The organism is Streptomyces sp. NPDC093261 (assembly GCF_044753645.1).
GTDB lineage: Bacteria > Actinomycetota > Actinomycetes > Streptomycetales > Streptomycetaceae > Streptomyces.
This window is the reverse complement of record NZ_JBIVNO010000001.1, coordinates 1,171,973-1,197,950: the sequence shown is the minus strand read 5'-3', so window position 1 is coordinate 1,197,950 and position 25,978 is coordinate 1,171,973. Positions and strand designations below refer to the sequence as shown.

Here is a 25,978-nt window from a genome sequence, read left to right as displayed (position 1 = left end):
GGCCGAGTCGAAGAAACCGCCTTGGCGGCGAACCGCCCAGGCAACCTATTCACAGGAGAAACGATATGAGCAACACCCAGGAGCGCTTCTACTCCCTGCTGGGCGCGAAGCTCGGTGTGGAGACCGAATCGCTCACCGAAGACACCACTCTCGAATCCCTCGACCTCGATTCGCTCCTCATCGTCGAACTGAGCGTGGTGGTGGAGAAGGAGTTCGGTGTGGTGCTCGATGAGACCCAGCTCGCCCCCGAGCGCACCGTCGGCGACGTTCTCGGCTCTCTTGACCACGAGCTCAAGGCGGCTTCGTGACCGACGTGCGCAGCCGAAGGTTCGATGTGGCCGTTACCGGTCTGGGCCTAGTCACTCCAGCTGGAATCGGGGTCGAGGCCAATGTGGACCGGATCTGGGATGGCCGGTCCACGGCGAGCAGGAGCCCTGAACTGGCGGGACTGGCCGTCGACTTCTCCTGTCGCGTCGACGACTTCGACGCGGCTGCCGAACTCGGTCGGCGCACGATGCTGCGGATGGACCGGGTCAGCCAGCTCGGCGTGACCGCAGCACGGCAGGCTGTGGCGGACGCCGGTCTCGATCCGCAGTCGTGGGAGGGCGCCCGGGTCGCGGTGGTGATCGGCACCTCGTTCGGCGGCTCCGCGAGCTTCGAACGCGAGCATGAGACGTACCTGCAGAGTGGGCCAACAGTGGTCTCCCCGCAGCTCATGGTGACGGCGCCGGTCAACATGACGGCCGGTCACATCGCCATGGACTGCCAGGCGCTGGGCCCGAACCAGGTGGTCTCAACCGCCTGTGCCTCCGGTACCACCGCCATCGGTCTCGGCCGGATGCTGCTGGAGAGTGGGGTCTGTGACGTCGTGCTGGCCGGCGGCGCCGAGGCGGCGCTCACTCGCACCGGCATGGCCAGCCTGCACAAGATGGGCGCGCTTTCCCGGCGTACCGAGGACCCGGCAGCCGCTTCCCGCCCCTTCGACGCGGCTCGGGACGGCTTCGTCGCCGGTGAGGGCGCCGGTGTCCTGGTACTCGAGCGAGTGGCCGACGCACGCGCCAGGGGGGCCAGGATCCGCGCCAGGATCAGCGGCTTCGGAGCCTCGGCCGACGGTTTCCACGCCTCTGCCCCCCACCCGACAGGGGACGGTGCGGAGCGGGCGATGCGGGCAGCGCTGGCCGACGCCTGCCTCGACCCGGCAGATGTGGCTCACGTCAACGCGCACGGTACTTCGACCCCGAAGAACGACATCACTGAGGCGGCCGTCATCCGCAGGGTCATCGGCGATCACCCCCTGGTGACCTCCACCAAGGGAGTGGTCGGCCACCTGATCGGCGCGGCCGGAGCGGTCGAGGCCGCGTACACGGTGCTGGCGGTGGAGCAGGGGTCGGTACCGCCCACCGCGAACCTGGAGTGTGTCGAGCCCCAGGTGGAGGTGAACGTCGTCGCGGGCCGGCCCCGCACAGCGACCATCGGCGCGGCCATGTCGAACTCCTTCGGCTTCGGAGGACAGAACGCCGTCGTGGTGGTGACGGCGGCATGACGCGAACCGGCCGTTCCGTCCTGGTGACCGGGGGCAACCGCGGTATCGGCCTTGCCATCGCCCAGGACCTGGCTGCCCGGGGCGACCGCGTGGCGGTCACGTACCGCACCGCCGCGCCACCACCCGGTCTGTACGGGGTGGCCTGCGACATCACCGAGCCCGATGCGGTGGCGCGGCTGTTCGAGAAGGTGACCGTCGAGCAGGGCCCGGTAGAGGTGCTGGTGGCCAACGCGGGCATCGTCCGGGATGCGCTCCTGCTGTCCATGACCGATCAGGACGTGGACGAGGTGCTGGACACCAACCTCCGCGCGGTGATCCGTGTCGTCAAGCACGCGTCCCGGCAGATGCTCGCCGAGCGTTGGGGGCGTCTGATCCTGGTCTCCTCTTCCGCGGCGTTCACCGGATCTCCGGGACAGACCAACTACGCGGCAGCCAAAGCCGGCCTGGTCGGTCTGGCCCGTTCGCTGGCCTGGGAACTGGGTCCGCGTGGCATCACCGTCAACGTGGTGTCCCCGGGCCTGATCGACACCGACATGACGCGCGACCTGAGTAAGGCCCGGCGCGAGCAGTTCCTCAGCCGGACGCCACTGGGAAGGCCAGGCAGGGCGGAGGAAGTGGCCGCCGCCGTCCGGTTCCTGGCGAGTGCCGAGGCCGGTTACCTGACCGGCGCGGTGTTGCCGGTCAGCGGCGGGCTCGGCATGGGCATATGACCATCCTTCAGCTACAAGGGACAAGAGGCTGATACATGGCAATCGGCGTGATATCCATCGGCGCTCACCTTCCCGAACGTGTGGTGTCCAACCGCGAGATCGCTGCCTGGGCGAACACCACGGAGCAGTGGGTCGCCGAACGGACAGGCATTCTGGAGCGCCGTTACGCGGCGGATGACGAGGCGACGTCCGACCTGGCTCTCCCCGCCGCGCGCGCGGCGCTCCAGGCGGCCGGCCCGGAGGCCAAGGACAGGCTCGCCGCCCTGATCGTGGCCACCTGCACCCCCGACCACCCGCAGCCTTCGACGGCGGCGGTCGTCCAGGCCGGACTCGGCCTTCCGGCCCTGCCCGCCTTCGATGTCAACGCGGTGTGCAGCGGTTTCCTCTACGCGCTCACCATCGCCAAGGCCCTGCTCGACGGTCAGCCCGGCCAGAACGCACTGGTGGTCGGCGCGGACGTCTTCTCACGGATCATGGACCGCGGCGACCGCAAGACGGTCAGTCTCTTCGGCGACGGGGCGGGCGCGGTCGTGCTCGGCCCCGTGCCGGAGGGCTACGGAATCCATGGCAGCACCCTGCTCGCCAACGGCGAGCTGCACGACTACGTGAAGGTCGCGGCCGGCGGCAGCCGTACCCCGTTGGACGAGCGGGCCCGCGGCGCGGGCGAGCATCTCTTCCGGATGGACGGCAGGGCTGTGCGGGACTACGCGATGACCACCCTGCACAAGGTGGTCGGGCAGACTCTCGCGGAATGCGGCGCGCGGCTGGAAGACGTGGACCGGTTCGTTTTCCACCAGGCCAACACCCGGCTGCTGGAGTCCTTCGCGGTCGAGGCCGGGATCGGTCGGGACAAGGTCGCCCTCACCGCGCCCAGCCTGGGCAACACGGCGGGCGCCTCCGTACCGCTGACGCTGCACCACACCAACCGCACCCGCCCCCTGGAACGCGGAGAGCGTGTCCTGCTGGCCTCCATCGGCGGTGGGATGACGGCCGGGGCGACCCTCCTGACCTGGTACTGAGGAAGGAATACAGCACATGAGGCTTGACGGAATGTCCGCCATCATCACGGGTGGCACGCGGGGCCTCGGCCGCACTATCGCGGCAAGCTTCCTCGCCGAGGGCGCGAACGTCGTCTGCGCCGCCCGCAACGAGTACGACGTGAAAGAACTCATCGACCGATATCCGGGGAGAGCTCGCTACCAGTACGCCGATGTCACCGACGAGGACTCGGTGGCGGAGCTGATGGAGTCGGGGCTGACCGCCTTCGGCCGGATCGACGTGCTGGTCAACAACGCCGGGGTCAGTCGCGACGGCAGCATCAGCAGGCTCTCGGTGGCGGACTGGAACGCCACCGTCGCCACCAACCTCAACGGCGTCTTCCTGTGCACCCGCGCGGCGATCCGCCCGATGCAGGAGCAGGGCGGCGGCCGGATCATCAACCTCTCGTCCTGCGTGGCCAGCCGGGCCGTGGTCGGCGCGGCCGCCTACAGTGCCAGCAAGGCCGCCGTGGAGATGTTCACCCGGGCCTCGGCCCTTGAACTCGCTCCCAAGGGCATCACTGTCAACTGCCTGTCGCCCGGCTACATCGATGAGGGCATGGGCAGGAAGGTCGCAGCCGACGACCGGATCTGGGAGAGCTACCGCAAGCGGCTTCTCTCCGGGCGCCTGGGACGGCCGGAGGAGGTGGGAGCGGCCGCGGTCTTCCTCGCCGCCTCGGACAGCTCCTACGTGAACGGACATGTGCTGGAGGTCAACGGCGGCCTGATGTGGGCGGCCTGATGCCCTCTCCCGCTCCCGTGGTGGCCTTCTTCGATGTCGACGAGACACTGGTCGCGATGAAGAGCCCCTTCGCACTGCTGCGCCACCGGCTGCGCGAGCAGGGCGACCTGGACGGCTCGGCGTACCGCGCGAAGGTCGAGCCGATCCTCGGGTTCGCCGCTCAGGGCGGCGAACCCGCGGAGGTGAGTGCGATGTTCTACCGCGCCCTCGCCGGCGTCGCGTGGAGCGAACTGCTGAGCCAGGGGCGTGCCTGGTACGCGGAGCTGCGTGGCCAGGGGGTACCGTTCATCGAGGCCACGCTGCGGGAGCTGCGGCACCACCAGCGTCAGGGGCATTTCACCGTGGCGGTCTCCGGTGCCTGGCCCGCGAGCTTGTCGCCGATGGCCGAGGACCTGGGTGTCGACCAGGTGCTGTGCACCGAGCCCGAGGTGGACGAGGCCGGGCTGCTGACCGGACGGATCGCGCGAGCGATGTTCGGCCCGGCCAAGGGAGCCGCGGTGCGCACCGTCCTTGCGGCTCAAGGCGCTGTGGCAGGGCAGTGCTTCGCGTATGCCGACGACCCGAGTGATCTCGACATGCTCCGTCTGGTGGGCCGGCCCACCATCGTCGGGAACCACCCCGTGCTGGCCGCAGTGGCGGCCGAGCACGGGTGGCGGGTGCTGCCCAACGCGCTCGTACCCGGCACCGAGCGGATTCCCGTCTGACCGCCACGTCCGGTCGCCGAATTCAACCAACCTCCTTCCTTGAAGTAGTACTCGCCCTAATGTCAGGGTATTGATATAGGGTCGTATCCTGCGTCAACGGATCCGCCATCTGTCATACATGGAGGGATTGCAGCTCACATGAGCACAGCGACCTCGGGCCCCACCACGAAACGGCCCACGATCATCCTCGCCGCGGTGTGCGCGGCCGTCCTGATCCTCCCCGCATCGCTCACCGGCAGCTCGGTGGCTTTGCCTGACATCGCCTCCGGCCTGCACGCCGGCCTCGTTCCGCTGCAGTGGGTGGTGAACGCCTACAACCTCGCCTTCGCCTCCTTCATGCTGGCCTGCGGCTCACTGGCTGACATCGTCGGCCGCCGCCGGATGTTCACCGTCGGAACGGCCGTGTTCGCCCTCGCCTCGCTGGCCAGCGGCCTGTCGGGCAACGTGCTGTTGCTCGACGCGCTGCGCGGCGTGGCTGGTTTCGGCGCCGCCGCGGTGATGACCAGCGGCTGCGCGATCCTGGCCACCACCTTCCAGGGGGCCGCCCTCGGCCGGGCCTTCGCGATTCTCGGCTCTTCGGCGGGCGCGGGCCTGGCCCTCGGCCCCTCTGTGTCCGGTCTCCTGGTCGGCACGCTGGGTTGGCGGTGGGTGTTCTTCGCGCACGCCGTCGTCACGGCCGTGGTTCTCCTGGCTCTGCCCGCGATTCCTGAGTCCCGCAACAGCGAGGGCGCCAGGGTCGACTGGTGGGGCACCATCACCTTCACCGCCAGCCTCTTCCTGCTGATGCTGGGCGTGGTCCAGGGGCCGCAGATCGGCTGGGCCAGCGCCGAGGTGATCGCGATGTTCGCGGGCGCGGTACTGCTGATCGCTCTGTTCGTCGTCGCCGAGAGCCGCCAGGCGCATCCCATGTTCGACTTGGCACTTTTCCGGCAGTCCCGTTTCCTGGCCGTCTGCCTGCTCCCCGTGGCCATCGCCTTCGGCTTCGTCTGCCTGCTGGTGCTGCTGCCCTCGTGGTTCAGCGGGGCCAACGGGGACTCGGCGGACGCCGCCGGGGTGACCATGATGCTGCTCACCCTGCCGGTGCTGGTGGTGCCGCTCGGCGTCAACGTGCTGGTGAAGCGAGGCATGTCGACCCGCGCCGTGCTCAGCCTCAGCCTGCTCCTGGTCGCGCTCGGCGGCACATGGCTCACCGTGCTGCACCCGGGCATCTCCGCCTGGCAGTTGGCCGGCCCGCTGCTGCTGATCGGCATCGGAATGGGCTTCTCCGCGGGCATGATCGACGGCGTCGCGGTCACCTCGGTCGCTCCGGAACGCGCCGGTATGGCCGCGGGCATGTTCAACACCATGAGGCTCGCCGGTGAGGCGGTAGCCATCACGGTGATGAGCACCGTGTTGGTCTCACTCCTCCAGAGCCGTGTGTCGCAGGGCCTGCACGGCTACGGACGTCCTTCGTCCGACGCGGCCGGCCTGGCCAACCGGGTCGCCAGCGGTGACCTGGCGGGTGCCGCCCACAGCGCCACTCCCGAACTGCGCGACCGCTTCAGTGGCTTCCTCGCCGACAGCTACACCGGGGCCATGCACTCCGTTCTGTGGCTACTGGCCGCGATCTGCGCCGTCGCAACGGTCGTCGTGTACGTGATGTTGCGGGAGCCTCAGGACGCGACCACCGACTCGCCGACCGTCGAGGACTCCGCAACCCAGGAGACAACTGTCGTATGACAACTCATGACCAGCGTCCCGTCCTGGTGGTCGGTGCGGGGCCATCCGGCCTCACCGCCGCTGTCGAACTGACCCGCCGCGGCGTGCCGGTCCACTGTGTGGACCGCGCCGAAGGCCCGAGCATGTCGACGAAGGCACTCGGAGTCTGGCCCCGCACCCTGGAACTGCTGGGCAGGATGGGAGCCGACGAGCAGATACGGCGGCGGATCCTGCCGCAACGGGCCATGCGGTACTACTCCGACGGCCGGGTGATCGCCGACCTGCGCTTCCGGGACCCGAGTGTGCAACCGGTCTGCCTGCCGCAGCCAGATGTGGAGGCCATGCTGCGTGACGCCCTGGCCGCCGCGGGCGGAGAGGTGATGTGGGGCACCGAACTGGTCGGGTTCCAGCAGGACGGGCCGGCGGTCAAGGCGCTGCTGCGCGGCCCTGACGGGGTCGAGCGGACCGAGGAGTTCTCCTGGGTGGTGGGCGCCGACGGCGCGCGTAGCCGGGTCCGAGGCCAGTTGGACATCGGCTTTGAGGGCGCCACCCACGAACTGTCGTTCGTGGTGGCCGACATCGAGCTCGACGGCCCGCTGGAGCCGGACGTCACCCACTACTTCTGTTCGCCGCGCGGCATTCTGGTCACGTGCGGGCTGCCCTCTGGACGGTTCAGGGTCTTCACCTCGGCGCCGCCCGGACTCCGGCGCGACGAGGTGGACCTGGCAGCAGTCCAGCGGCTGGTCGACGAGCGAGGTCCTGGTGGCCTCCGGCTCCGCGACCCGGACTGGATCAGTGTGTTCTCGGTGCACTCCCGGCATGCGGAGCGCACCCGCGAGGGGCGGGCCTTCCTCCTGGGCGACGCCGCGCACATCCACAGTCCGGCAGGCGGTCAGGGGCTGAACACCGGCGTGGCCGATGCGCACAACCTGGCTTGGAAGCTCGCCCTGTGCTGGCACGGTCACTGCGATGCGACACTGCTGGACAGCTTCGAGAGCGAGCGCGGGCAGGTAGCCCGGACCGCCATCAAGCAGGCAGAGGTACAGACCCGGATCTGGCTGCTCAACAAGCCTCATCAGGTCGCTGTGCGGGACAACGCGCTACGGGTCGCCTCCGCGCTACGCCTCTTTCACCTCGACTACCTGCCCTGGCTGGCCGGGCAGCGGACGGTGTACACGCAGCCGGGTCCCCGGCGCCGGCGGCTCTCCCTCCCAGCGGGGCGTCCGTGGCCCGGCTCCGGGGGGTTCGTCGAGGGTGGCCTCGTCCCCCGGAAGCAGATCTGGGACACGGCCCGCTCCCGGCGGATGCCCCTGCGCGCAGCCCTCTCGGACCTCCGGCACACGCTCCTGCTCTATGGCAACGGGGCGTTCGGCGCGGAGGCCGCCCGGCTGGCGGCCTGGGTCGGCGACCATTGTGCCGAGGTGGTCGAGGTCCAGATACTGGAGACGCGTGCCGAGAGGCTGCGGCGGTGGGCCCCCGAACAGCACGGAGCGACCCGGGGCCCGGACACCACCCGGATCGCCCTGGTCCGACCGGACGGAATCGCGGACCTGGTGTGTTCCGCGCGCGAGTCGTGGCGCGTACGGCGGCGGTTGGAGGGGCTTTTCGCCCCGCTGCTCACGTCCGCCAGGACTCCGGCGCCCGCGTCGAAGCACCCTGACTCCTTGTCCGAAGTCCACTGAGGTCCACCGGAGAACACAATGTCGATCATTCCCGAAAGCCACCGCGACCTGCTGGAGCGCCCCCTTTTCGCGCACCTGGCCACCATCAGGCCGGACAACACGCCGCAGGTGAACCCCATGTGGTTCAGCTGGGACGGCGAGTACCTGTACTTCACCAACACCACGACCCGGTACAAGTACCGCAATGTCACCCACCATCCGGTTGTCTCCGTGTCCATCAACGACCCCGAGCAGCCGTATCGCTATCTGGAGATCCGCGGCGCCGTCGAGCGCATCGACCCGGATCCCGAGGGCGCCTTCTTCCTTCAGCTCGCCGACCGGTACAAGCTCGCGTTCGACGGGCCGCCTGCCGACGCGGAGCACCGGGTGGTGTACGTGATCCGCCCCACCGGGACGAGCAGGCAGTGAGGGGGAGCCCCGCCCGCCGGCCGGCACCGCCCACCGCGGACGCGCGTCAGGTGTCTTCGACGGTGGTGAGGTCGACGCCGTTCTTCCCCCGGTAGCGGAGGAAGAAGACGGTGCTGATCACACAGAGTCCCGAGATGTACCACGGAAACCAGGCGGCGTGGCCGTGCGTGGCGAGGTACTCGCTCAGGTAGGGCGCCGTACCGCCGCACAGCGCCACTGTCAGCGCGTACGGCAGCCCCACGCCGCTGGACCGGAGCGATGTCGGAAACATCTGCAGTGTCGCCGACGGCGCGGCTGTCGCGTAGCACCCGAACAGCAGCAGAGCCGCTGTCATCACCGCGAACAGCCGCACGGCCGATCCGGACACGGTCCCGAACAGGAGCGGGGTCAGGCAGGCGAACCCGCCGCCGAACGCCACCAGCAGGGGCCGCTGGCCGAATCGGTCGGCGGCCATCCCGAGCAGCGGGAGTGCGGCGATGAAGAGCACCTGCGCGGCGACGGCGGCCCACAGCGCGGCGTTCGCCGTCACGCCGTAGTGGGCCTGGGCGTACAGCGGCATGTAGGAGGCGAAGGTGTAGTAGACGACGGTCGCCCCCAGCGAAAAGCCGGCCACTCGGAGAACCTGGCGGGGGTGCGAGCGCAGCACCTGCCACGCCGGATTGCGCCGGCGTTCGCGCGCCGCGTCGAAGACGGGCGTCTCGGGCATGGCGCGGCGCATCCGCCAGCCGTACAGCGCGAGCAGGGCGCCGAGGGCGAAGGGGACGCGCCAGCCCCAGTCACCCAACTGGCCCGCCGTGAGGGTGTTGTGCAGCAACAGCGCGAGGAGCGTCGCCGCGAGCGTGCCGAGCGTGGTGCTGATGTAGATGGCACTGGAATACAACCCGCGTCGCCGGTTCGGTGCGATCTCGTTCACGTACGTGCTCATCGCTGTGCCCTCGCCACCCGCGGACAGTCCCTGCAGCGCCCTGGCCACCACCAGCAGCGTCGGGGACAGCACGCCGGCCGTCCGGTGGGGCGGGGTGAGTGCGATCAGGAGGCTGCCTCCCGCCATCATCAGCAGCGACAGCCGCAACGTCGAGCTGCGACCGCGACGGTCACAGTAGGCACCGATCAGCAGCCCGCCGATCGGCCGGAACAGGAAACCGACGGCGAACACCGACAAGGTCTGCAGGACGTTCGTGGTCGCGTTGCCCGAGGGGAAGAGCTGCGGGCCGAGTACCGCGGCGAACGTCACATAAGCGGTCCAGTCGAACCACTCCATGGCGTTGCCGAGGGAAGCGATCAGCGTCTGGCGCAGGCCGCCGCCCCACGTCGCGGTGCGCACTCCGGTTGCCGGAGCAGCGGTGGTCACGATGCCGTCCTCTCCTGGTCTGATGGCGTGCCCAGTCGTGACCGCAGACCGTCGTCCACGGTGACGCCGATGTCGGTGAAGGTCTCCAGAGCCCTGGCCCAGTGCACGCGCGCCCGCGCCTGGTCGCCGTCGAGGGCGGCGACCGTGCCGAGGACCTCCTCCGCTTTGGCGACGTTCAGGCGTTGCGCGTTCGGCTGCGACAGGCCGAGCGCCTGCTGGGCGCATTCCTCGGCCCGTCCCGGGTCGCTCAGGCTCAAGTAGAGCTGAGCCAGCTCCAGAAGGATCTTGCTGCGGGCCATCCTGTTCGCGCTGGAGTCGGCCAGCGAGCGAGCCGCCTCCGCCTTCCCAGTGGCGTCGTGGCGGCCCAGGAGTCCGTCGGCGACGGCGAGGCGCGCCAGGGCGTAGGCCTCGCCGTCGACGTAACCGATCTGCCGGGCCCCTTCGAGCGCCGTGGCCGCGTACTGAGCTGATTGCTGCGGTGAGCCCAGGCTCCCGCTGATGGCCGACAGCAGACACAGCGTCTCGACCTCGTAGGTGCGGTCACCGCATTCCTGGAAGGAACTCAGTGCCCGCTGTGCCGCGTCGTACGCGTTCTCGTACCGGCCGACGTCCAGGTCGATCAGGGCGAGCCCGTACAGCGAGATGCTCCGGTCATAGGAGGAGTCGATGGATTCGGACACCTCGAGCGCCTGCCTGAAATAGGACCGCGCCCGGGTCAGCTCCCCGGTGGCCTGATGCACCAGGCCCAGGTTTCGCAGGCTGTACGAGCTGATGTGGTGCAGGCCGAGTCCGCCGGCGGTGGCCAGCGAAGCCGTGAGGAACTCGGTCGCGCCGTCCATGTCACCCCGAGTCCAGTGGATGAAGCCCAGCACACCCTGGGCGGTGGCCTCCAGCCGTGGTGAAAGGATGGCGTGTGCGATGTCGAGTGCCTGCTGTGCGGCCTTGTGTGCCCGGCCTCCCCGGCCCAGGCTGAGGTGGGCGAGGCTCATGTTGTTGAGCGTGGCCGCGACCTCCTCGGCCATGCCCAGCCGGTTGTGCAGCGCGAGGCTCTTCTCCTGATGCGCGATGGCCCACTCGTAGTCGCCCAGCGTGTTGTAGAGGTTGGCGAGGCTTCGGTGCATCGCTGCGATGCCGCGCTCGTCGGCGAGGGACTCGGCGGCGGCCAGGGCGATGCGAGTCGTCTCGCGCCACTCGGTCCGGTACTTGCCCGTCCAGAAGAAACCCCGCAGTGCGTCGGCGAGGTGCCAGGAGAGATAGTGCGGTCCGTGCGTACCGAAGTAGCGTACGCAGGCCATCAGATTGCGCCGCTCGGCCAGCAGCCATGCCATCGAGTGGCTCTTGTCATAGTGTTGAGGCGCATCGAACGCTGGCTTGGGCGCCGCCGGTTCCGTGAGTCGCACGAACTCCGAATAGAGAACGTCGGCTGCGGCACAGGCGCCCGCGAGGTACCACCGGCCGAGCCGCTCCAGGGCCTCGGCCCGTTCCGGCTCGGGGTGCTCTTCGACGGCGCGGTCCTGGGCGTACTCGCGCAGCAGGTCATGGAACTGGTATCGGCCGGGGGCGGGTTGTTGCAGGAGACTCGCCATCTCCAGACGGCTCAGAGCGGCCCGTGCCTGCGCCTCGCTGATGTCGGCGAGGACCGCGACGGCGGCGGAGGTGAAGTCAGAGCCGGGGAAGAGTGCCGCGAGCCGGAAGATCAGCCGGTCGTCCGGTGCCAGGGCGTAGTAGGACAGGGCGATGGCGGTCGAGACGGCAGAGGCCGTGTCGCCGTCGACGGACAGGGCGGCGAGGCGGTTGCCGCGCCGCAGACTCTCGAGATAGGTCTCGACCTGCCCGCCTGGAGCACCGATGAGGTTGGCCGCGGCGATCCGTAGCGCCAGCGGCAGGCAGGAGCACAGTGCCGTCACTTCCCGTACGACGTCCGGATCAATCGTCACCGCGGCCTGCCGCATCATTCCGGCGACCAGGTCGATGGACTCGCGCTGGCTGAGCGTGTCGACCTTGATCAGTTGGGCTCCGTGCGTGACCACGAGGGAGCGCAACTGCCGTCTGCTGGTGATCAGTACGGAACAGCCCCCGTCACCTGGAATGAGCGGGACCACCTGTTCGACGCTGGAGGCATTGTCGAGCACCACCAGGGCCTTCTTCCCGGTCAGCTTCGACCGGTAGAGGTTGGCCTGTTCCACGGGGTCGACCGGTATGCGCTCCGCGGGCACCCCGAGTGCGCGGAGGAACTGCGAGAGCACCTGCTCGGTCGGCAGCGGCACACGCGCTCCGCCCCGCTCGTAGCCGCTCAGGTTCACATACAACTGCCCGTCCGAGAACGCCGGCCGTACTCGCCTGCCGATGCACACGGCGAGAGCTGTCTTCCCCACCCCGGGCGGTCCCGACAGGACGACGACGGGGACGCCGGTGCGCCCGGACACCGGCGGAAGTACGGTCGTGATGCGGTCGATGATGTCCTCGCGGCCCACGAAACCCATGGCCAGCGGAGGCAGTTGGGCAGGGACCGGGACTGCCTCGCTCCCGGCGGCGCCCGGACCGTCCGGAGCCGTCAGCGCCGGATCCGATTCGAGGATGCCGGTGTGCACGGCACGCAGCCTCTCGCCCGGCTCGATACCGAGCTGCTCGACCAGTTGCCGGCGCGCTTGCTGGTAGACGTCCAGAGCCTCCGCCTGCCGCCCCGAGCGGTAGAGGGCGAGCATCAGCATGCTCCAGAAGTTCTCCCGCAGCGGGTTGTCGATCGCCGCCGCGCGTAGCTCCCGCACCAGTTGCGCATGCCTGCCGAGCTGGAGATCGGTCTCGAAGTACGCCTCCAGCGCGGCCAGTCGCTCGTCCTCCAGAAAACGGCATTCGTCCTGGTGCAGGGAGCTTGACGGGATGTCCTCGAGTGCGTTGCCCCGCCAGGTGGCGAGCGCGTCGTTCAGCAGGCGGGCCCGTTCCTCCAGCCCCTCGGACTGTTGAGCCATCCGGACCAGGCCGCGGAAGCGCTGTAAGTCCAGCTCGCCTTCAGGGACATCGACCCGGTAGCCACCGGCTGCCGTCTCCAGTGCGAGGGCGTCGCCGAGCAGCAGCCGCAGGCGGCGTACGTATGTGTGCAACGTTCCGCGGGGATTGGACGGCTTTCGCTCGTCCCAGAGCCATTCCGCGAGGCGGTCGCTGCTCACGACCGTTCCGCTCCGTAGCAGCAGTGCGGCCAGTAGGACCCGGAGCTTGCCGGACTCCAATGCCAGTTCTTTGCCTGAAATTGATATCGAGAGCGGTCCCAGAACTCCGTAGTTGTTCTCGGAAACCGATGCCGTGGCGCCATACGACGAGACCGTTAACGTTTCTGCCACGCAGCTTGCCTTCCCCCTTGACCTGCTTGCGCACGACTTCGGCATACATTCGGCGCCATTGCCAGAAATACATGATATTATCCAAAGTCGTGTGCATGTCATGGTAGTGCATGCCATCGGCCGCCCGAGGATCGCTTTGGTGGGGACCCAGGTGATGTTTCTCACCGTCTCGGAATTCGCGGTTGTTCGCCGGTGGCTGGGCGTCAAGTCCGCCGCAGGTGGTCGATGATCAGCGCGCCGATCATCGAAGACCAGTGCGGCGGGAAGATGTGTCCCATGCCGGCGATCCGCCGAAGCCGTGCGCGCGGAATCGCCTGGTGCAGTGCCTCGCCGTGTTCCAGGGGGAAGACAGGGTCCTGCTCACCGTGCACGACCAGCGTCGGCACATCGAGTGCACTGATGCGGCTGGTGAATGGGGGCGTGCGATCCATCGCCGTCATGTGACGCCCGGAGGTGTCGGGCTCACAGCTGCGTGCCGCCACGCGCTCGACCAGGTCCTCCCAGTAGACCCGGTCGAACAGTGCGGCCGACCCGACCAGCGTCCGCCAGCCCTCGACCGCCATGGACCGGCGCTCGTTGGGCGTGGTCAGGGGTGATGACCCGTGTCGCGCGGTCTGCTCGAGTACCGGCTCGCGCGGGCCCTGCCGTCTGGTGCGCGGAAGCGTTCGTGTGTCGGCGTTCGTGTGGGGAGAACTGGACAGCAGCACCAGGGAACGGACGAGTTCGGGCCGGCCGAGGGCGAGCAGCAGGGAGACCATTCCTCCCGCAGACTGGCCCACCACGTGGGCCGAGCCCATGTGGAGCCCGGCGATCACCGCCGCGGCGTCCGCGGCCATCGTCGTCAGGTCGTACTCCCTGTCGGACTTGCCGGATCTCCCGGTGTCGCGGTGGTCGTAGCGCACGACGTAGTACCCGGCCGCCACGAGCAGTCGGCACAGTTCGTCCGGCCACACGATGCCCGGCGCGGTGGCGCCCATCACCAGCAACACCGCGGGATCACAGCGGTTGCCGAACGTCTCCGCCCACAGGATCAGACCGTCCTGCGTTGGGATTGACCTCTCCACTGACCCGATTTTTCCCTTGGTAGTGTGCGGCTGACGCTGTTCATCTGTCCCAGGGGGAACTCATCATGACCCGCGCGCGCACGGCACTCATCCTGATCGATCTGCAACGGTGGATCGTCGACAGGCCGTGGCAGCCGGTGAGCGGCGGCACGGTGGTCGACGCTTGCGCAAAGCTGCGCGAGCACTTCGCAACCGAGAACTCCTCGGCCGTCGTCCTCGTCCGGTACGTCCGCGCCGACGGCGCCGACGGCGGCGTGGGCGCGGCCCCCAATCACCTGGTCCCCGGGTTCGCCCCTCGTGCGGGGGAGCACGTGGTGACCAAGCACGGCCTCGATGCGTTCGAGGACACCGATCTCCACGACCATCTGCGCCAGGCGGGCGTCACCAAGATCGTCCTGGCCGGTCTGTCCACGGCCCACGGCGTCGCGTCCACCGCGGCGACCGCGCTGCGCCTCGGTTACGAGGTGGTCGTCGTCTCCGACGCCACCGCCAGCGAGAACGACGCGCAGCATCGCGAGGCACTCGACCGGCTGACCGCACTCGGTGCGCGCAGCGCCTTGGTCGGCGAACTCGTGACCGCGGCGGCCGCCGGAAGCTGAGGAGGCCGCCGCTGGACCGGTGTGCGACCGCCCGCCGTGGGCCGCATGCGGGCATGGGGCGATGCCCGATGTCCGCCGAAGGGGCCGTCCATCGAGGCGGCGCGCGGGTGTCACCTGGTGCGTCCGGGGCTGCGGACGCGGTGGCGCATGCGCCCATGTGCTCATGTGCTCAATATCTGCTGCCGACCGGGGCGGGCAGCGTGTCGAGGTCCGCGAAATCCTCCTCGGTCAGTGTGACTTCCGCAGCGGCCAGATTCTCCCGCAGATAGCGGGAGTTCTTCGTGCCGGGTATGGGCACGACCCGTTCTCCCTGGGCGAGGGTCCAGGCGATGGCCACCTGGGCGGGAGTGACCGACCGGCGGTCGGCTACTTCCCGGATCACATCGACGATGCGCTGGTTCGCCTCCATCGCGGCACGACCGAATCGCGGGTTGGCCGCCCGGAAATCGCTGCCCTCGAACTGGCCGGCGCGCAGGGTTCCGGAGAGAAAGCCGCGTCCCAGGGGCGCGAAGGGGATGAAGCTCGCCCCTACGCTCTCGCACCAGCCGACCATTCCACCCGACACGTCGTCCAGCGCGTCACGAGTCCACAGGGAGAGTTCGGACTGCACCGCGGTCACCGGGTGGATCGCGTGAGCCTCACGGGCCTGTGCGACAGTTGCCTCTGACAGGCCGATCCAGCGCACCGTGCCCCGTTCGACGAGTTCTGCCATGGCGCCCCACGTCTCCGCCAACGGCACCGCGGGGTCGATCCGGTGGACGTAGTACAGGTCGATGACATCGATGTTCAGGCGCCGCAGACTGGCCTCGACGGCCTTGCGCAGATAGGCCGGGGAGTTGTCGCGGTGGGCCGCCCGCAGCTGGAGGTCCTCCAGGACGATCCCGAACTTCGTCGCGACGACGGCCTCCTCCCGTCGCCCCGCGATGGCCCTACCCAGCAGTGTCTCGTTGTGTCCCGCGCCGTAGAGGTCGGCTGTGTCCAGCAGGTTCCCGCCGAGGTCCAAAGCCTCGTTGATGACCCGGACGGACCGCTCGTCGTCGCGGGAGGACTCCTGGTAGAGCCAGCTCATGCCCATACAGCCGAGGCCGATACTGCCGATCTTGATTCCCGTGTTGCCCAGACTCCTCAGGCGCACCTTTCTCCTTCTCCTTTTTCAGACAGCCGCTAGGACGAGTGCGGCGTTGCACGCCGAACCCTGGGTACGGACCGGCGGTGACCTTTCGAACGGCCTGAGTCGCCGAGCCGGTGGCGACGCCGAGGCCGCCGGTGGTGAACTCCATGACGCCGGTGGTGAACTCCGTTACGCCGGCGTCGGCACGACAACGTCCCGGCGCGGCACCGACGCCGTGAAGCCCACTTCGACGACGCCGGAGCCGGCGGGCGGGCGCCCGGTGACGTCGCGGTCGAGGCAGCCCGCGGCCGTTCGCGCGGACTCGGACCGCTCCTGTGCGAGGGATTCCGCTCGGCCGTGACCACGACGCAGCCGCGCCACGCCGAGAGGCCAGGACACGCGGCCGACTCGTCGCGTCGGCCTGTCTGCCCGTCAGCCGGCCCGACCGCGTCAGATCGGTGATCGCGTGCTCAGGGCGGCTCCGGCACCTCTGCGGGCGCCACCACCCCACGGGGCCGTCCCGAGGTGGGGATCCGCCCCGTACGTCACCGTCTGCCGCGGGTTCTCTCCCAGCCGCCGGCTGGAACACCGCCACGACACCATGAACACGATCACCGTCGGACACTGGATCTCTTTCCCCCCTGCAGTCGGCCCCCTGGCCTGCGGAGAACGCGTTGGCGTCTCCCCGGCGCCACCGCCACCTCCCGAAACCGCTCTAACCATCTGTCCGGTACCGCCCGTCGCTCGGCAGACTCGCCGTCTCCCGGGCAGTGAGCTGTCAAGCCGAAGAAGCAGCGCCTTGTCAGCACCGCGCCCGCCCTGCCGTTGTTCTCGCAGCGGCATCCGGATGGAGTCTCACGTCCGGAGTTGACGAAGAACAAAGGTAGCCGTGCGATCTTTCGTCCTGCTGTCAGAACCTGTAAGTGGCCGGCCGCCATGCTGCCGGGTGAAGCAAGGCCCGCGACCATCACGGGAGACGGCCGAGGCGGTCGACTGCCGCTCCACCGCCTGCTCGGCAATCCGTCCGCCGGCAATCCGCCCTTGACGATGTAGAACGGAGTGCGTTCAGTAACGCGTGCCGACAGCCGCCGGAATTTCCGCCAGCGCCGCCATCGAAGCCTCGTCGAGTTCTGCTCCGGCCGCACCGGCGTTCTCCTCGAGGTAGCGAATCTTCTTCGTACCCGGAATCACCACCACATTGCGGCCCTGAGCGAGCACCCAGGCCAGCGATACCTGGGCCGGAGTGAGGCTCAGGCGTTCGGCCACCTGCCGGATCCGGCCGACGATTGCCAGGTTAGCGACCAACGCCTGGGGCTGGAATCGCGGCAGCCTGTGGCGACCGTCCAACTCCGGGAGTTCGCCGGCCGAGTTGATCTGCCCGGAAAGGAAACCCCGCCCGAGAGGTGAGAAAGCGATGAGAGTGATGTCCTGCTCGCGGCAGTACTCCAAGACCCCTGATGTGATCGCGTCGCGGCTCCACAGGGACAGCTCGCTCTGCACGGACGCCACGGGGTGCACGGCCTGCGCCCGCCGGATGTCCTCGACCGACACCTCCGAGAGGCCGATGGCACGTACCTTGCCTTCCCGCACCAGGTCCGCCATGGCGCCCCAGCTCTCCTCGACGGGTATGGCTGGATCCACCCGGTGCAACTGGTAGAGGTCGACATGGTCGACGCCCAAGCGCCGGAGACTGGCCTCGCAGGCACTCCGCAGGTACTCCGGCCTCCCGTCACGGTGGCTGGCGTACGTCTTCGGATCGTCCACCACCAGACCACCCTTTGTCGCCAGGACGACCTCGTCCCGTCGGCCGCGCAGCGCCCGACCGACAAGGGCCTCATTGGTGAAAGGGCCGTACATGTCCGCGGTGTCGATCAGGGTGCAGCCCAAGTCGACAGCACGGTGGATGACGTCCACGGAGGCCGTGTCGTCCCGCCCCAGCTCGTCGTAAGCCCAGGACATCCCCATGCAGCCCAGACCCACGACGCCGACCTCGGGGCCTGAAGCCCCCACAATGGTGCCGCGCATCAGCGGTCTCCCCTCTCTCCGGCGAAGCCGTCACAGTACACATGCTCAATATCCGCCGCTACCATATGACAGGACACGTACACTCGCACTTCGACGATCATGGAGAGTCACATGACGCAGCCGGCGGCGTCCCTGGGGCCGGTCCCGGTCCTCCCCAACTACGTGGACGAACAGTTGGTGACGCGGATGGGGATCGAGATCCTCACCTGTCGCCCTGACCTCGTCGTGGGCACCATGCCGGTGAAGGGCAACCGGCAACCGATCGGGATCATGCACGGCGGCGCCAACGCGGTCCTCGCGGAGACTCTCGGCTCGCTCGCCGCGTGGGTACACGCCGGTCCGGACAGGATCATCGTCGGTCAGGAACTCTCCTGCACCCATCACCGCGCGGTGCGCTCCGGCCTGGTGAAGGGCGTCTGCCGTCCGCTGCACGTGGGTCGCGGTCTAGCCACTTACGAGATCGTCATCTGCGACGAGGAGGAACGGCGGGCCTGCACCGCCAGGCTCACCTGCGTTCTCCCTCCGCCGCGGACGCAGCAGCGCCGCCAAGGAGATTCGTAGGCTACTTTATGCGAGACTACTGATATGGCGGATACCAAAGCGACAAAGCATGCGTCGGACTCTCCTTCAGCCGTGACGGCAGTGGTCGCCAATAGGCTCGGGAACACCATCAAGCGGGCCGAACAGGCATTGATCTCACGCAAGACCCAGGTGCTGCGCCAGTTCGACCTGACCGTTCCCCGGTATTCCGTACTGCTGTTGCTCTCCCTCTTCCCAGGAGGAATGTCGGCCGCGCAGCTGGCCAGGGAGAGCATGGTGACACCGCAGACGATGTCGACGGTGCTCGCCAACTTGGAGAAGCGCGGCTGGATGGAGCGGGAACCTTCCCAGCTCCACCAGAAGGTCATTGTCAATAAGCTCACCAAGAGCGGCCGCGCCGTGCTGAAGAAGGCGGACAGGGAAGCGCTGCGAGTCGAGGACGAGCTACGCGCCGAATTCACCGCGGCGGAGCTGGAGCAGTTCGAGGACTACCTGGAGCGGGCCATCAGGACGCTGGGCGAGACGCACTGAACCGGGTGGCTCCCGCGGCGAGCCACCCGGTCCGGGGACACCTTGGTGCCTCTGCTGCTCAGGCGGCGCTCACCAGCAGACATGACCAGGTGAACCCGGCCCCCGCGCTCACCACCAAGGCGAACTCACCAGGCGCCAGCCGGCGCTCGGCGTACAGTTCGGCCAGGCTGGCAGCGGCGTCACCTGCGCCCAGGTGCCCCGTGTCCCCACCCAGCGTGAGGATGTCGGCCGTCAGCATCTTGCGAAGGGCGGGTGCATAGGCGAGGTCGATGGTTTTCGCGCCCAGTCGGGGAGGAACGACATACCGTAGCTGCGGACTGTCGGACGCCAGCCCCGCGGCGGCGAGGCAGCGCTCCACGACCACTGCCAGGCTTTCACCGCTGGCTTCGGTGAACGCCTCCATGCCTTCTCGTTCGAGGAAGGCCTTCTTCGTACGGCGCATGTCGACCCGATCGCTCACGGAGCGCGGCATCAGTCCGAATGGGTCGCGGCCGCGATGCATCCGTTCCAGTTGCGGCGCGGCGACGGTGGTGATCGCGTGCAGCAGCAGCTCCGCGGGACGCTCTTCGGAGGGATGCAGCAGCAGGGCGGTGGCGCCGTCCCCGTAGGCGATCCCGTAATCCCCGCGCCAGCGGTCGAAACCTGGTGCGGCGAAGCGGTCCGCTGTTGTGACCAGGGCGTACCGGAGGGCGGGGTCGGTCAGCAGCCGGGCGGCGCCCACTTCGATAGCCGCCGCGCCGCCGTTGCAGACCTGCTGGATACCCAGAGGTTCGGCCTGCCGAGCGCCCAACTGATCGGCGATGTAGTGGGGAGGTGACCAGAGATCGTGCCCCTGATAGTACATCCAGGCGTGCAGCACCATGCCCAACTCCGCCGGTGCGGTACCGGTGCTGTCCAGAGTCGCGCGTGCGGCCAGTACCGCCATCTCAGGAGCCGCCTCGCCGGATACCGGCAGTGCTGCATAGCCGAGTTCTTCGGCGGTCTCCGCCTCCACCAGACCTTGCTCGACGGCCTGCCGGGCGGTCTGACGTTCGCCCGGAATCCACGTGCTCAGGCCGGACAGGCCCATCGGTCTCGGTAGTCGCACAGCAATGCTCCGCTCATCAGCAGGGCCTTCATGATAAGCAGATCATTGAACGGAGTCAGTAAGCTGTCAATCGAGAGGTGAACCCCATGTCCAGCAGCACGGCGGGCATAGAGATAGAGACCAAGGGTCTGGTGCGGACGATCACCTTCGCCCGCCCCGAGCGCCGTAATGGCATGGATCTGTCCATGTTTGCTGCCTACTACGACGCTTTGGCCGAGGCCGAGGCCAACGACGAAGTCCGCGCCATCGTCGTCACGGGCGCTCGCAGCAGCTTTTGTTCGGGGGCGACCCCGGACCTCCTGGCCCACCTTGCGGGATCGGAGACGCAACAGAGCCACAACGGAGAGGGCTTGAGCTCGGTTCTGGGGCACCCGGCGCATCTTCCGCTGACCATGGGGACGCCGTTGATCGCGGCGATCAATGGCAGTGCGGCGGGCCTGGGCCTCGTCCACGCGTTGTTCGCCGATGTCCGGTTCATGGCACATGAGGCGCAGGTCTCCGCTGTGTTCAGCCGGTTCGGTCTGATAGCCGAGTACGGAGCGGCCTGGTTGCTGCCACGCATCGTCGGCGTGGGCAGCGCGATGGACATGCTGCTCTCCTCCAGGGCGGTGGGCGCGGAGGAGGCTCTGCGGATCGGCCTGGTACAGCACACCGCACCGCGCAGCGAGGTGCTGGGAGCCGCCCAGGAATATGCCCGCGAACTGGCTGAATCCTGTTCCCCGTCGTCCATGGCCATCATCAAGCGCCAGATCCTTGACGGTCTGCTCATGCCCGCGGCTGATGCTGTGGCCGAATCCGTTTCCCTTATGCAGGACTCCTTCGCACGTCCGGACTTCCCCGAGGCCATGGCCGCGTTGCGGGAGCGCCGAAAGCCGGCGTTTTCGTCGTCGACCACCAGCGCCGCTACGGCGTGAAGCGGCTGTGCACCATCCTCGGCATCGCCTGCTCCAGCTTTTACTACTGGCGCCGCACCGCCGCGGACCGGACCGCCCGGCAGGCGGTCGACGCCCGGCTGGCCGCCCGGACACGGGCCGTGCACCGCGAGTCGGACGGCACCTACGGCGTCTCCAGGATCATCGCCGAGCTCCGCGACGGCGGTGAGCAAATCAATCACCAACGGATCGCGCGCGTGATGCGGAGCATCGGCCTGGCGGGCGTGTGGCTGCGTCGTAGGCACCGCACCACGATCACAGACCCCCCGTCCCTCACCGGGGGCATACTGCCAGTCCAGGCGTGAGCCCAGGCGGGCATCGAGAAAGGCGAGATCACACACCGCGCGACGGGAATGGGCAGTTGCCGGCCGGCTTCGGCGTCAGTGCCGCGACGGTTTACGCCGCATCCGCAGCACCACTGCCCTCCTCGCGTCCTTTGTCCCCCATATGAAGGAGGCACTGGCGAGCGTCGACCGTCGTGGAGACCTGCCGATGGACGGGCCCATGGCTCTGATCAGGTCCCGTCGCTCAGTGGCGGATCGATGCACGGAGCTTACACAGTGTGTGAGTGGATGTGTACTTGAAGCGAGGTCCATGCGGACTTACGGCTATCGCTCATTCCCGGACGACTCGAATCGCGGGTGGATGGGCTGTGGTTCGGCCGTGACCAAACGGCAGACAGGCCCCTGACCCGCCTTTGCGCAGGTCAGGGGCCTGTCTCGTGGGGTGAGTGACGGGACTCGAACCCGCGGCATCCTGGACCACAACCAGGTGCTCTACCAGCTGAGCTACACCCACCATGACCGGTGTTTTCGGTTTCCCGCACCGGCCGAGAAAAAGTGTACAGGGTCCGAAGGGGTGCTCGCGCCAGCATTTCCGCGGGGCCCGTCCGGGCCCCGTCGACGACGCTACTGCGCGGGCAGCACGTGCCGGGCCGCGATCGCGCGCGCCGTGTCCGAGTCGGGGCCCGGCTGCGGCACGAAGATCGACTCCCGGTAGTAGCGCAACTCCGCGATGGACTCGCGGATGTCGGCCAGTGCCCGGTGGTTGCCGTTCTTCTCGGGGCTGTTGAAGTACGCCCTCGGGTACCAGCGCCGGGCCAGTTCCTTGATCGAGCTGACGTCCACGATCCGGTAGTGGAGATAGTCCTCCAGCGTCGGCATGTCGCGGGCCAGGAAGCCGCGGTCCGTGCCGACGGAGTTGCCGCACAGCGGCGCCTTGCCCGGTTCCTTGACATGCTCCCGGACGTAGGAGAGGACCTGTTCCTCGGCGTCGGCGAGCGTCGTGCCGGCCGCCAGCTCGTCGAGCAGTCCCGAGGTGGTGTGCATCTGACGCACCACCTCCGGCATCGTCTCCAGCGCCGCGTCCGGCGGCCGGATCACGATGTCCACACCCTCGCCGAGTACGTTCAGCTCGGAGTCGGTGACCAGCGCGGCCACCTCGATGAGCGCGTCGTCGGACAGCGAGAGTCCGGTCATCTCGCAGTCGATCCACACCATGCGATCGTTCATGTGTCCCACCTTATGGCCCGCCCGGGTCATGCGGACCGCCCGTGCGGGGGAGGAAGGCCCGGGACCGCCCCCGGCGGGGCCCCGGGCACGCCGAAGTGGCGGGGGGCCGGCCCCGGGGGGCGCCAACCCCGGCCCCGCCCCCCCCGGCCACGGCGCCCCCCCCGGCGGGGCGCCGCCCCGGGGCCGGGCCGGGGGGGGAGTCGGCCCGGGGCCGCCCCCGGGGGGGGCCCGGGCCCGCCGGTGGGGGGGGGCCCGCCGTGGGTACGTACCCACGCGGAGCCCGCCACTTCCCGGCTCCGGCCCGGCGGCGCTAGTGCGCGCTGCGCTGCCCCGGCAGGCTCGGCCGGCCCGCCGCGTACAGCTCCGGGACATGCCTGACCGGGTGGTCGACGTGCTTGCCGTGGTGGTCCGTGGGCAGGGGCGCCGTGGGGCCGAGCGCGCTCGCGGCGGCCGTGCGCCGGGTCTGCATCGGGACCGGGGCGGCCTCCTGCACCACCTGTGGCGCCGCCGGTCCGCCGGACACGTCAGGATCCCCCGGCCGTTCGCCCTGCGGCCGGCGCGCCCGGTAGGCCGCCCGGTACGCCGCCGGCGACGAGCCGAGCTGGCGCCGGAAGTGCCCGCGCAGCGCGACCGGGGAGCGGAAGCCGCAACGCCCGGCCACCTCGTCGACCGAGTAGTCGGAGGTCTCCAGCAGCCGCTGTGCCTGGAGCACCCGCTGGGTGATCAGCCACTGCAGCGGCGCGCTGCCGGTCAGCGAACGGAAGCGCCGGTCGAACGTCCGCCTGCTCATGTACGCGCGCGCGGCCAGGGTCTCCACGTCGAACTGCTCGTGGAGGTGCTCCAGCGCCCAGGCGACGACCTCCGCGAGGGGGTCGGCGCCGATCTCCTCTGGTAAAGACCTGTCGAGGTAGCGCTCCTGGCCGCCACTGCGGCGCGGCGGGACCACCAGGCGCCGGGCGAGCGCGCCCGCCGCCTCGTTGCCGTGGTCCGTGCGCACGATATGGAGGCAGAGGTCGATACCGGCCGCCGTGCCGGCCGACGTCAGGACGTCGCCGTCGTCCACGAACAGCTCGCGTGGATCGACGTGCACCGACGGATAGCGCTTGGCCAGCGTCGGCGCGTACATCCAGTGGGTGGTGGCCGGTCGCCCGTCCAGCAGTCCGGCGGCGGCCAGCACGAAGGCGCCGGTGCACAGCCCGACGATGCGGGCGCCCTCTTCGTGCGCTCGGCGCAGTGCGTCGAGCGCCTCCTCCGGCGGCGGCGAGGTGATCGACCGCCAGGCCGGCACCACGACGGTGCCCGCCCGCGAGATCGCCTCCAGGCCGTACGGCGCGGTCAGTTCCAGGCCCCCTGTGGTCCGCAGCGGGCCTTCCTCTCCGGCGGCCACCAGCAGTCGGTAGCGCGGAACTCCGGCGTCCTGGCGGTCAATCCCGAACACCGAAAGCGGTATGGAACTCTCGAAGATGGGGCCGCCGCTGAACAGCAGCACCGCGACGATCTCCTTGCGGCGCCGCCCGGACAGCTTCCGGGCCGCGGCATCCGCCGTGGCAGTGGAGTCGTGGCTCATCCTGCTAAGCCCCCCTCGGTGGTCGCGGCTCCTCGGTTGTGTCGCTCCTGCACGTTTCCCCTCGGTCCTGCACGAGTCCCCCGCCGTAAGACATCATGATCGAATTTACTGCGTCCCGCGGTGCCGGCGTGACCAGTTCACCATCCGGCACATTGTCGACATGGCAACTTGGCGTGAAGCATTCGATCACGAAGGGTTGCACTCGTGGGCCGTGCAGGGAAGTGCGCCTCGTCCCAGTGGCCAATCCCCATAGGGTCCGGGAGGCCTCCAGGACCCTTTCGGCGCAGGTCGAACGGGGGGTGGGGGGCCATTCGGCCCCCTGATGCACGGGTGTGAGAAGTTGGCTGAAAAGAGGCGGGGGCGTGCGCGGAAACCGGTCAGTCGACCGGAGTGTTTGCTCCCCCGTTCCGCCCGCCCCCGCACGCCCCCGTTCCGGGCCCGCCGCACCGGGCGGGGCGAGGGGCGGAATGCCGGATGCCGCAGGGCGCGCACTCCTCGTCCGCGACCCGCGCCGCGCCCCGTTCGGACTGCCGCAGCAGCGCGCGGCATGCCCAGGTGACCGCCGTGAGGCCCAGCGTGGCGCTGATCGCACCGGCGACCGATGTGCCGCTCCAGACGAGGACCACGGGGACCAGGGCGCAGGTGAACCAGGCCCAGCGGACGACGACGGCCGCCGTCTCCGGAGCGGGACGGTTCCGGGGTGCGGGGCGGGGTGCGGACACGGCGGGCTCCCTACGGCGGCGGCTCACCGGAATCAACGCGTGCCCGGCCGCTCGGTCACTGGTGCCGACGGGTGTCCCGGTTCCACGGTGTGACCGTCCCGTCGCTCCCTGTCCGAACCCGGATCGCGGAAGCCGGACCGCCGCCCTGGTCGCAGAGTGAACCCTGAGCGAACCACCTGTACGAGGCAGCAACCATTGCGTTACAGGCGTCCCTCGTGCATGCTCTCTGAAACCCCGTGACGGGGGCTCTCTTGTCCGGGCGAAGCCGGGACCTCGGGGGTCGCGCGGGATCTGGGCGAAGGAGGCGTGCCGCCGTACCCTTGCGGGTAGGGGGTTGGGAAGATGATTCCCGGACACCGCTCCGCCGCACAGTGTCGTCCCACCCACGAGGATCACAACGCCGAGACACTCATGGCCGGTCACGAATTCTCCGAACCCGCGGACCGCAAGCGCCGCGTCGCCGATCCCACGGCGGCCGAGCCCTTGGCGGCGGAAGAGTCACGCCCGTCCTGCGACCCCGCCTTCAAGCACGGTGTGGTGGTCGGCTTCGACGGCTCCACCTCCAGCGAGCGCGCGCTCGCCTATGCGATCGGCATGGCCCACCGTTCCCGTTCGGGCCTGATCATCGTGCATGTCGCCAACCGGCTGCCCACCACGGTGTGGGCGGGCTGTGAGCCGCCGGTCTTCGTCGATGTGCCGGACCACCGAACAGAGGTCCTCGGGCTGGAGCTGGCCTGCGCGGAGCATCTCGCCGAGGTGCCCTGGATCCTGGTCGAGCGCGGCGGCGACATCTGCCACGAACTCGAAGAGGTGGGGCGGGAGTACGAGGCGGACGCGATCGTCGTCGGCTCCACCCAGGGCATTGTCGGCCGTATCTTCGGCTCGGTCGCCGGCCGTCTCGCCAAGCGCGCCCGGCGCCCCGTCGTCGTCATTCCCTGAGCCCCCGATACCGGCTCCGGGCGTCCCGAGGCGCCCGTGGCTGGTTTCGCGTGCCTGCGACCGCCCGGACGTGTCCGTGGCCTGGTTTCGCGCGCGTACGACCGCCCGGACGTGTCCGTGGCCGGTTTCGCGCGCCT

At 69.1% G+C, this 25,978-nt stretch carries 24 protein-coding genes and 1 tRNA gene; 15 read left to right on the top strand and 10 right to left on the bottom strand.

Going from position 1 to position 25,978, the window contains the following annotated elements:
• Nucleotides 1-65: 65 nt before the first annotated feature.
• From ACIP94_RS05370 to ACIP94_RS05330, 9 genes are all read left to right on the top strand, one after another.
• The gene (locus ACIP94_RS05370; protein ID WP_402419810.1) at nucleotides 66-308 is read left to right on the top strand and encodes a phosphopantetheine-binding protein; all 243 of its coding nucleotides are present in this window, start codon (nucleotides 66-68) and stop codon (nucleotides 306-308) included.
• Entirely contained in the window at nucleotides 305-1,543 is a 1,239-nt protein-coding gene (locus ACIP94_RS05365) for a beta-ketoacyl-[acyl-carrier-protein] synthase family protein (protein WP_402419807.1), read from the top strand. Before ACIP94_RS05370 ends, ACIP94_RS05365 begins: the two co-directional genes overlap by 4 nt.
• On the top strand, nucleotides 1,540-2,253 hold the full coding sequence (gene fabG / locus ACIP94_RS05360; RefSeq protein ID WP_402419804.1) for a 3-oxoacyl-ACP reductase FabG: 714 nt from the start codon (nucleotides 1,540-1,542) through the stop codon (nucleotides 2,251-2,253). The genes ACIP94_RS05365 and fabG overlap by 4 nt, the downstream gene beginning before the upstream one ends.
• Nucleotides 2,254-2,288: 35 nt before the next feature.
• Complete coding sequence (locus ACIP94_RS05355; protein ID WP_402419801.1) at nucleotides 2,289-3,272, top strand: 3-oxoacyl-ACP synthase III family protein; 984 nt, start codon at nucleotides 2,289-2,291, stop codon at nucleotides 3,270-3,272.
• Nucleotides 3,273-3,288: 16 nt separating this feature from the next.
• Entirely contained in the window at nucleotides 3,289-4,032 is a 744-nt protein-coding gene (locus ACIP94_RS05350) for an SDR family NAD(P)-dependent oxidoreductase (protein WP_402419799.1), read from the top strand.
• Nucleotides 4,032-4,736 carry an HAD family hydrolase gene (locus tag ACIP94_RS05345; protein WP_402419796.1) on the top strand — a complete coding sequence of 235 codons (705 nt, stop codon included), beginning with the start codon at nucleotides 4,032-4,034 and terminating at the stop codon, nucleotides 4,734-4,736. The genes ACIP94_RS05350 and ACIP94_RS05345 overlap by 1 nt, the downstream gene beginning before the upstream one ends.
• Before the next feature lie 138 nt (nucleotides 4,737-4,874).
• On the top strand, nucleotides 4,875-6,455 hold the full coding sequence (locus ACIP94_RS05340; RefSeq protein WP_402419793.1) for an MFS transporter: 1,581 nt from the start codon (nucleotides 4,875-4,877) through the stop codon (nucleotides 6,453-6,455).
• Entirely contained in the window at nucleotides 6,452-8,116 is a 1,665-nt protein-coding gene (locus ACIP94_RS05335) for an FAD-dependent monooxygenase (RefSeq protein WP_402419790.1), read from the top strand. The genes ACIP94_RS05340 and ACIP94_RS05335 overlap by 4 nt, the downstream gene beginning before the upstream one ends.
• Nucleotides 8,117-8,134: 18 nt before the next feature.
• Nucleotides 8,135-8,524, top strand: coding sequence for a PPOX class F420-dependent oxidoreductase (locus ACIP94_RS05330; protein ID WP_402419788.1), 390 nt, complete (start codon nucleotides 8,135-8,137; stop codon nucleotides 8,522-8,524).
• Between the two features lie 46 nt (nucleotides 8,525-8,570).
• Here the strand turns inward: ACIP94_RS05330 and ACIP94_RS05325 are convergent, their stop codons facing one another.
• The 3 genes from ACIP94_RS05325 to ACIP94_RS05315 all read right to left on the bottom strand — a co-directional run bounded on the left by ACIP94_RS05325 (nucleotide 8,571) and on the right by ACIP94_RS05315 (nucleotide 14,277).
• Nucleotides 8,571-9,875: an MFS transporter gene (locus tag ACIP94_RS05325; RefSeq protein WP_402419785.1), complete on the bottom strand. Its 1,305-nt coding sequence runs from the start codon at nucleotides 9,873-9,875 to the stop codon at nucleotides 8,571-8,573.
• Nucleotides 9,872-13,258, bottom strand: coding sequence for an AfsR/SARP family transcriptional regulator (locus ACIP94_RS05320; RefSeq protein ID WP_402419782.1), 3,387 nt, complete (start codon nucleotides 13,256-13,258; stop codon nucleotides 9,872-9,874). Before ACIP94_RS05320 ends, ACIP94_RS05325 begins: the two co-directional genes overlap by 4 nt.
• Nucleotides 13,259-13,416: 158 nt before the next feature.
• On the bottom strand, nucleotides 13,417-14,277 hold the full coding sequence (locus tag ACIP94_RS05315; RefSeq protein ID WP_402419779.1) for an alpha/beta fold hydrolase: 861 nt from the start codon (nucleotides 14,275-14,277) through the stop codon (nucleotides 13,417-13,419).
• Between the two features lie 65 nt (nucleotides 14,278-14,342).
• Between ACIP94_RS05315 and ACIP94_RS05310 the strand changes: the two genes are divergently transcribed.
• A complete protein-coding gene (locus ACIP94_RS05310; RefSeq protein ID WP_265567568.1) occupies nucleotides 14,343-14,876 on the top strand; it encodes a cysteine hydrolase family protein in 534 nt (177 codons plus the stop codon).
• A gap of 169 nt (nucleotides 14,877-15,045) precedes the next feature.
• Here ACIP94_RS05310 and ACIP94_RS05305 read toward each other — a convergent pair whose 3' ends face one another.
• Both ACIP94_RS05305 and ACIP94_RS05300 read right to left on the bottom strand, forming a co-directional pair.
• Nucleotides 15,046-16,011 (bottom strand): aldo/keto reductase, encoded by a 966-nt coding sequence (locus ACIP94_RS05305; RefSeq protein ID WP_402419776.1) that lies wholly within the window; start codon nucleotides 16,009-16,011, stop codon nucleotides 15,046-15,048.
• Between the two features lie 1,041 nt (nucleotides 16,012-17,052).
• Nucleotides 17,053-18,012, bottom strand: coding sequence for an aldo/keto reductase (locus ACIP94_RS05300; protein WP_402419774.1), 960 nt, complete (start codon nucleotides 18,010-18,012; stop codon nucleotides 17,053-17,055).
• Nucleotides 18,013-18,123: 111 nt separating this feature from the next.
• Between ACIP94_RS05300 and ACIP94_RS05295 the strand changes: the two genes are divergently transcribed.
• Together ACIP94_RS05295 and ACIP94_RS05290 are read left to right on the top strand one after the other, a co-directional pair.
• The gene (locus tag ACIP94_RS05295; protein WP_402419771.1) at nucleotides 18,124-18,573 is read left to right on the top strand and encodes a hotdog fold thioesterase; all 450 of its coding nucleotides are present in this window, start codon (nucleotides 18,124-18,126) and stop codon (nucleotides 18,571-18,573) included.
• Between the two features lie 24 nt (nucleotides 18,574-18,597).
• Entirely contained in the window at nucleotides 18,598-19,083 is a 486-nt protein-coding gene (locus ACIP94_RS05290) for a MarR family winged helix-turn-helix transcriptional regulator (protein ID WP_402419769.1), read from the top strand.
• Between the two features lie 58 nt (nucleotides 19,084-19,141).
• Here the strand turns inward: ACIP94_RS05290 and ACIP94_RS05285 are convergent, their stop codons facing one another.
• The gene (locus ACIP94_RS05285; RefSeq protein ID WP_402419766.1) at nucleotides 19,142-20,152 is read right to left on the bottom strand and encodes a ketoacyl-ACP synthase III family protein; all 1,011 of its coding nucleotides are present in this window, start codon (nucleotides 20,150-20,152) and stop codon (nucleotides 19,142-19,144) included.
• Nucleotides 20,153-20,256: 104 nt separating this feature from the next.
• Between ACIP94_RS05285 and ACIP94_RS05280 the strand changes: the two genes are divergently transcribed.
• The gene (locus tag ACIP94_RS05280) at nucleotides 20,257-21,084 is read left to right on the top strand and encodes an enoyl-CoA hydratase-related protein (RefSeq protein ID WP_402419764.1); all 828 of its coding nucleotides are present in this window, start codon (nucleotides 20,257-20,259) and stop codon (nucleotides 21,082-21,084) included.
• Nucleotides 21,081-21,407: an IS3 family transposase gene (locus ACIP94_RS05275; protein WP_402419761.1), complete on the top strand. Its 327-nt coding sequence runs from the start codon at nucleotides 21,081-21,083 to the stop codon at nucleotides 21,405-21,407. The genes ACIP94_RS05280 and ACIP94_RS05275 overlap by 4 nt, the downstream gene beginning before the upstream one ends.
• Nucleotides 21,408-21,824: 417 nt before the next feature.
• Here ACIP94_RS05275 and ACIP94_RS05270 read toward each other — a convergent pair.
• The 4 genes from ACIP94_RS05270 to ACIP94_RS05255 all read right to left on the bottom strand — a co-directional run bounded on the left by ACIP94_RS05270 (nucleotide 21,825) and on the right by ACIP94_RS05255 (nucleotide 24,902).
• Nucleotides 21,825-21,900: transfer RNA gene (locus tag ACIP94_RS05270), tRNA-His, on the bottom strand.
• Between the two features lie 110 nt (nucleotides 21,901-22,010).
• On the bottom strand, nucleotides 22,011-22,613 hold the full coding sequence (gene orn, locus ACIP94_RS05265) for an oligoribonuclease (protein WP_402419758.1): 603 nt from the start codon (nucleotides 22,611-22,613) through the stop codon (nucleotides 22,011-22,013).
• A gap of 310 nt (nucleotides 22,614-22,923) precedes the next feature.
• Nucleotides 22,924-24,180: a helix-turn-helix domain-containing protein gene (locus tag ACIP94_RS05260; RefSeq protein ID WP_402419755.1), complete on the bottom strand. Its 1,257-nt coding sequence runs from the start codon at nucleotides 24,178-24,180 to the stop codon at nucleotides 22,924-22,926.
• A 377-nt stretch (nucleotides 24,181-24,557) separates the two neighbouring features.
• The gene (locus tag ACIP94_RS05255; protein ID WP_402419752.1) at nucleotides 24,558-24,902 is read right to left on the bottom strand and encodes a hypothetical protein; all 345 of its coding nucleotides are present in this window, start codon (nucleotides 24,900-24,902) and stop codon (nucleotides 24,558-24,560) included.
• A 411-nt stretch (nucleotides 24,903-25,313) separates the two neighbouring features.
• Between ACIP94_RS05255 and ACIP94_RS05250 the strand changes: the two genes are divergently transcribed.
• Nucleotides 25,314-25,841, top strand: coding sequence for a universal stress protein (locus ACIP94_RS05250; protein ID WP_402419750.1), 528 nt, complete (start codon nucleotides 25,314-25,316; stop codon nucleotides 25,839-25,841).
• The last annotated feature ends 137 nt before the right edge of the window (nucleotides 25,842-25,978 follow it).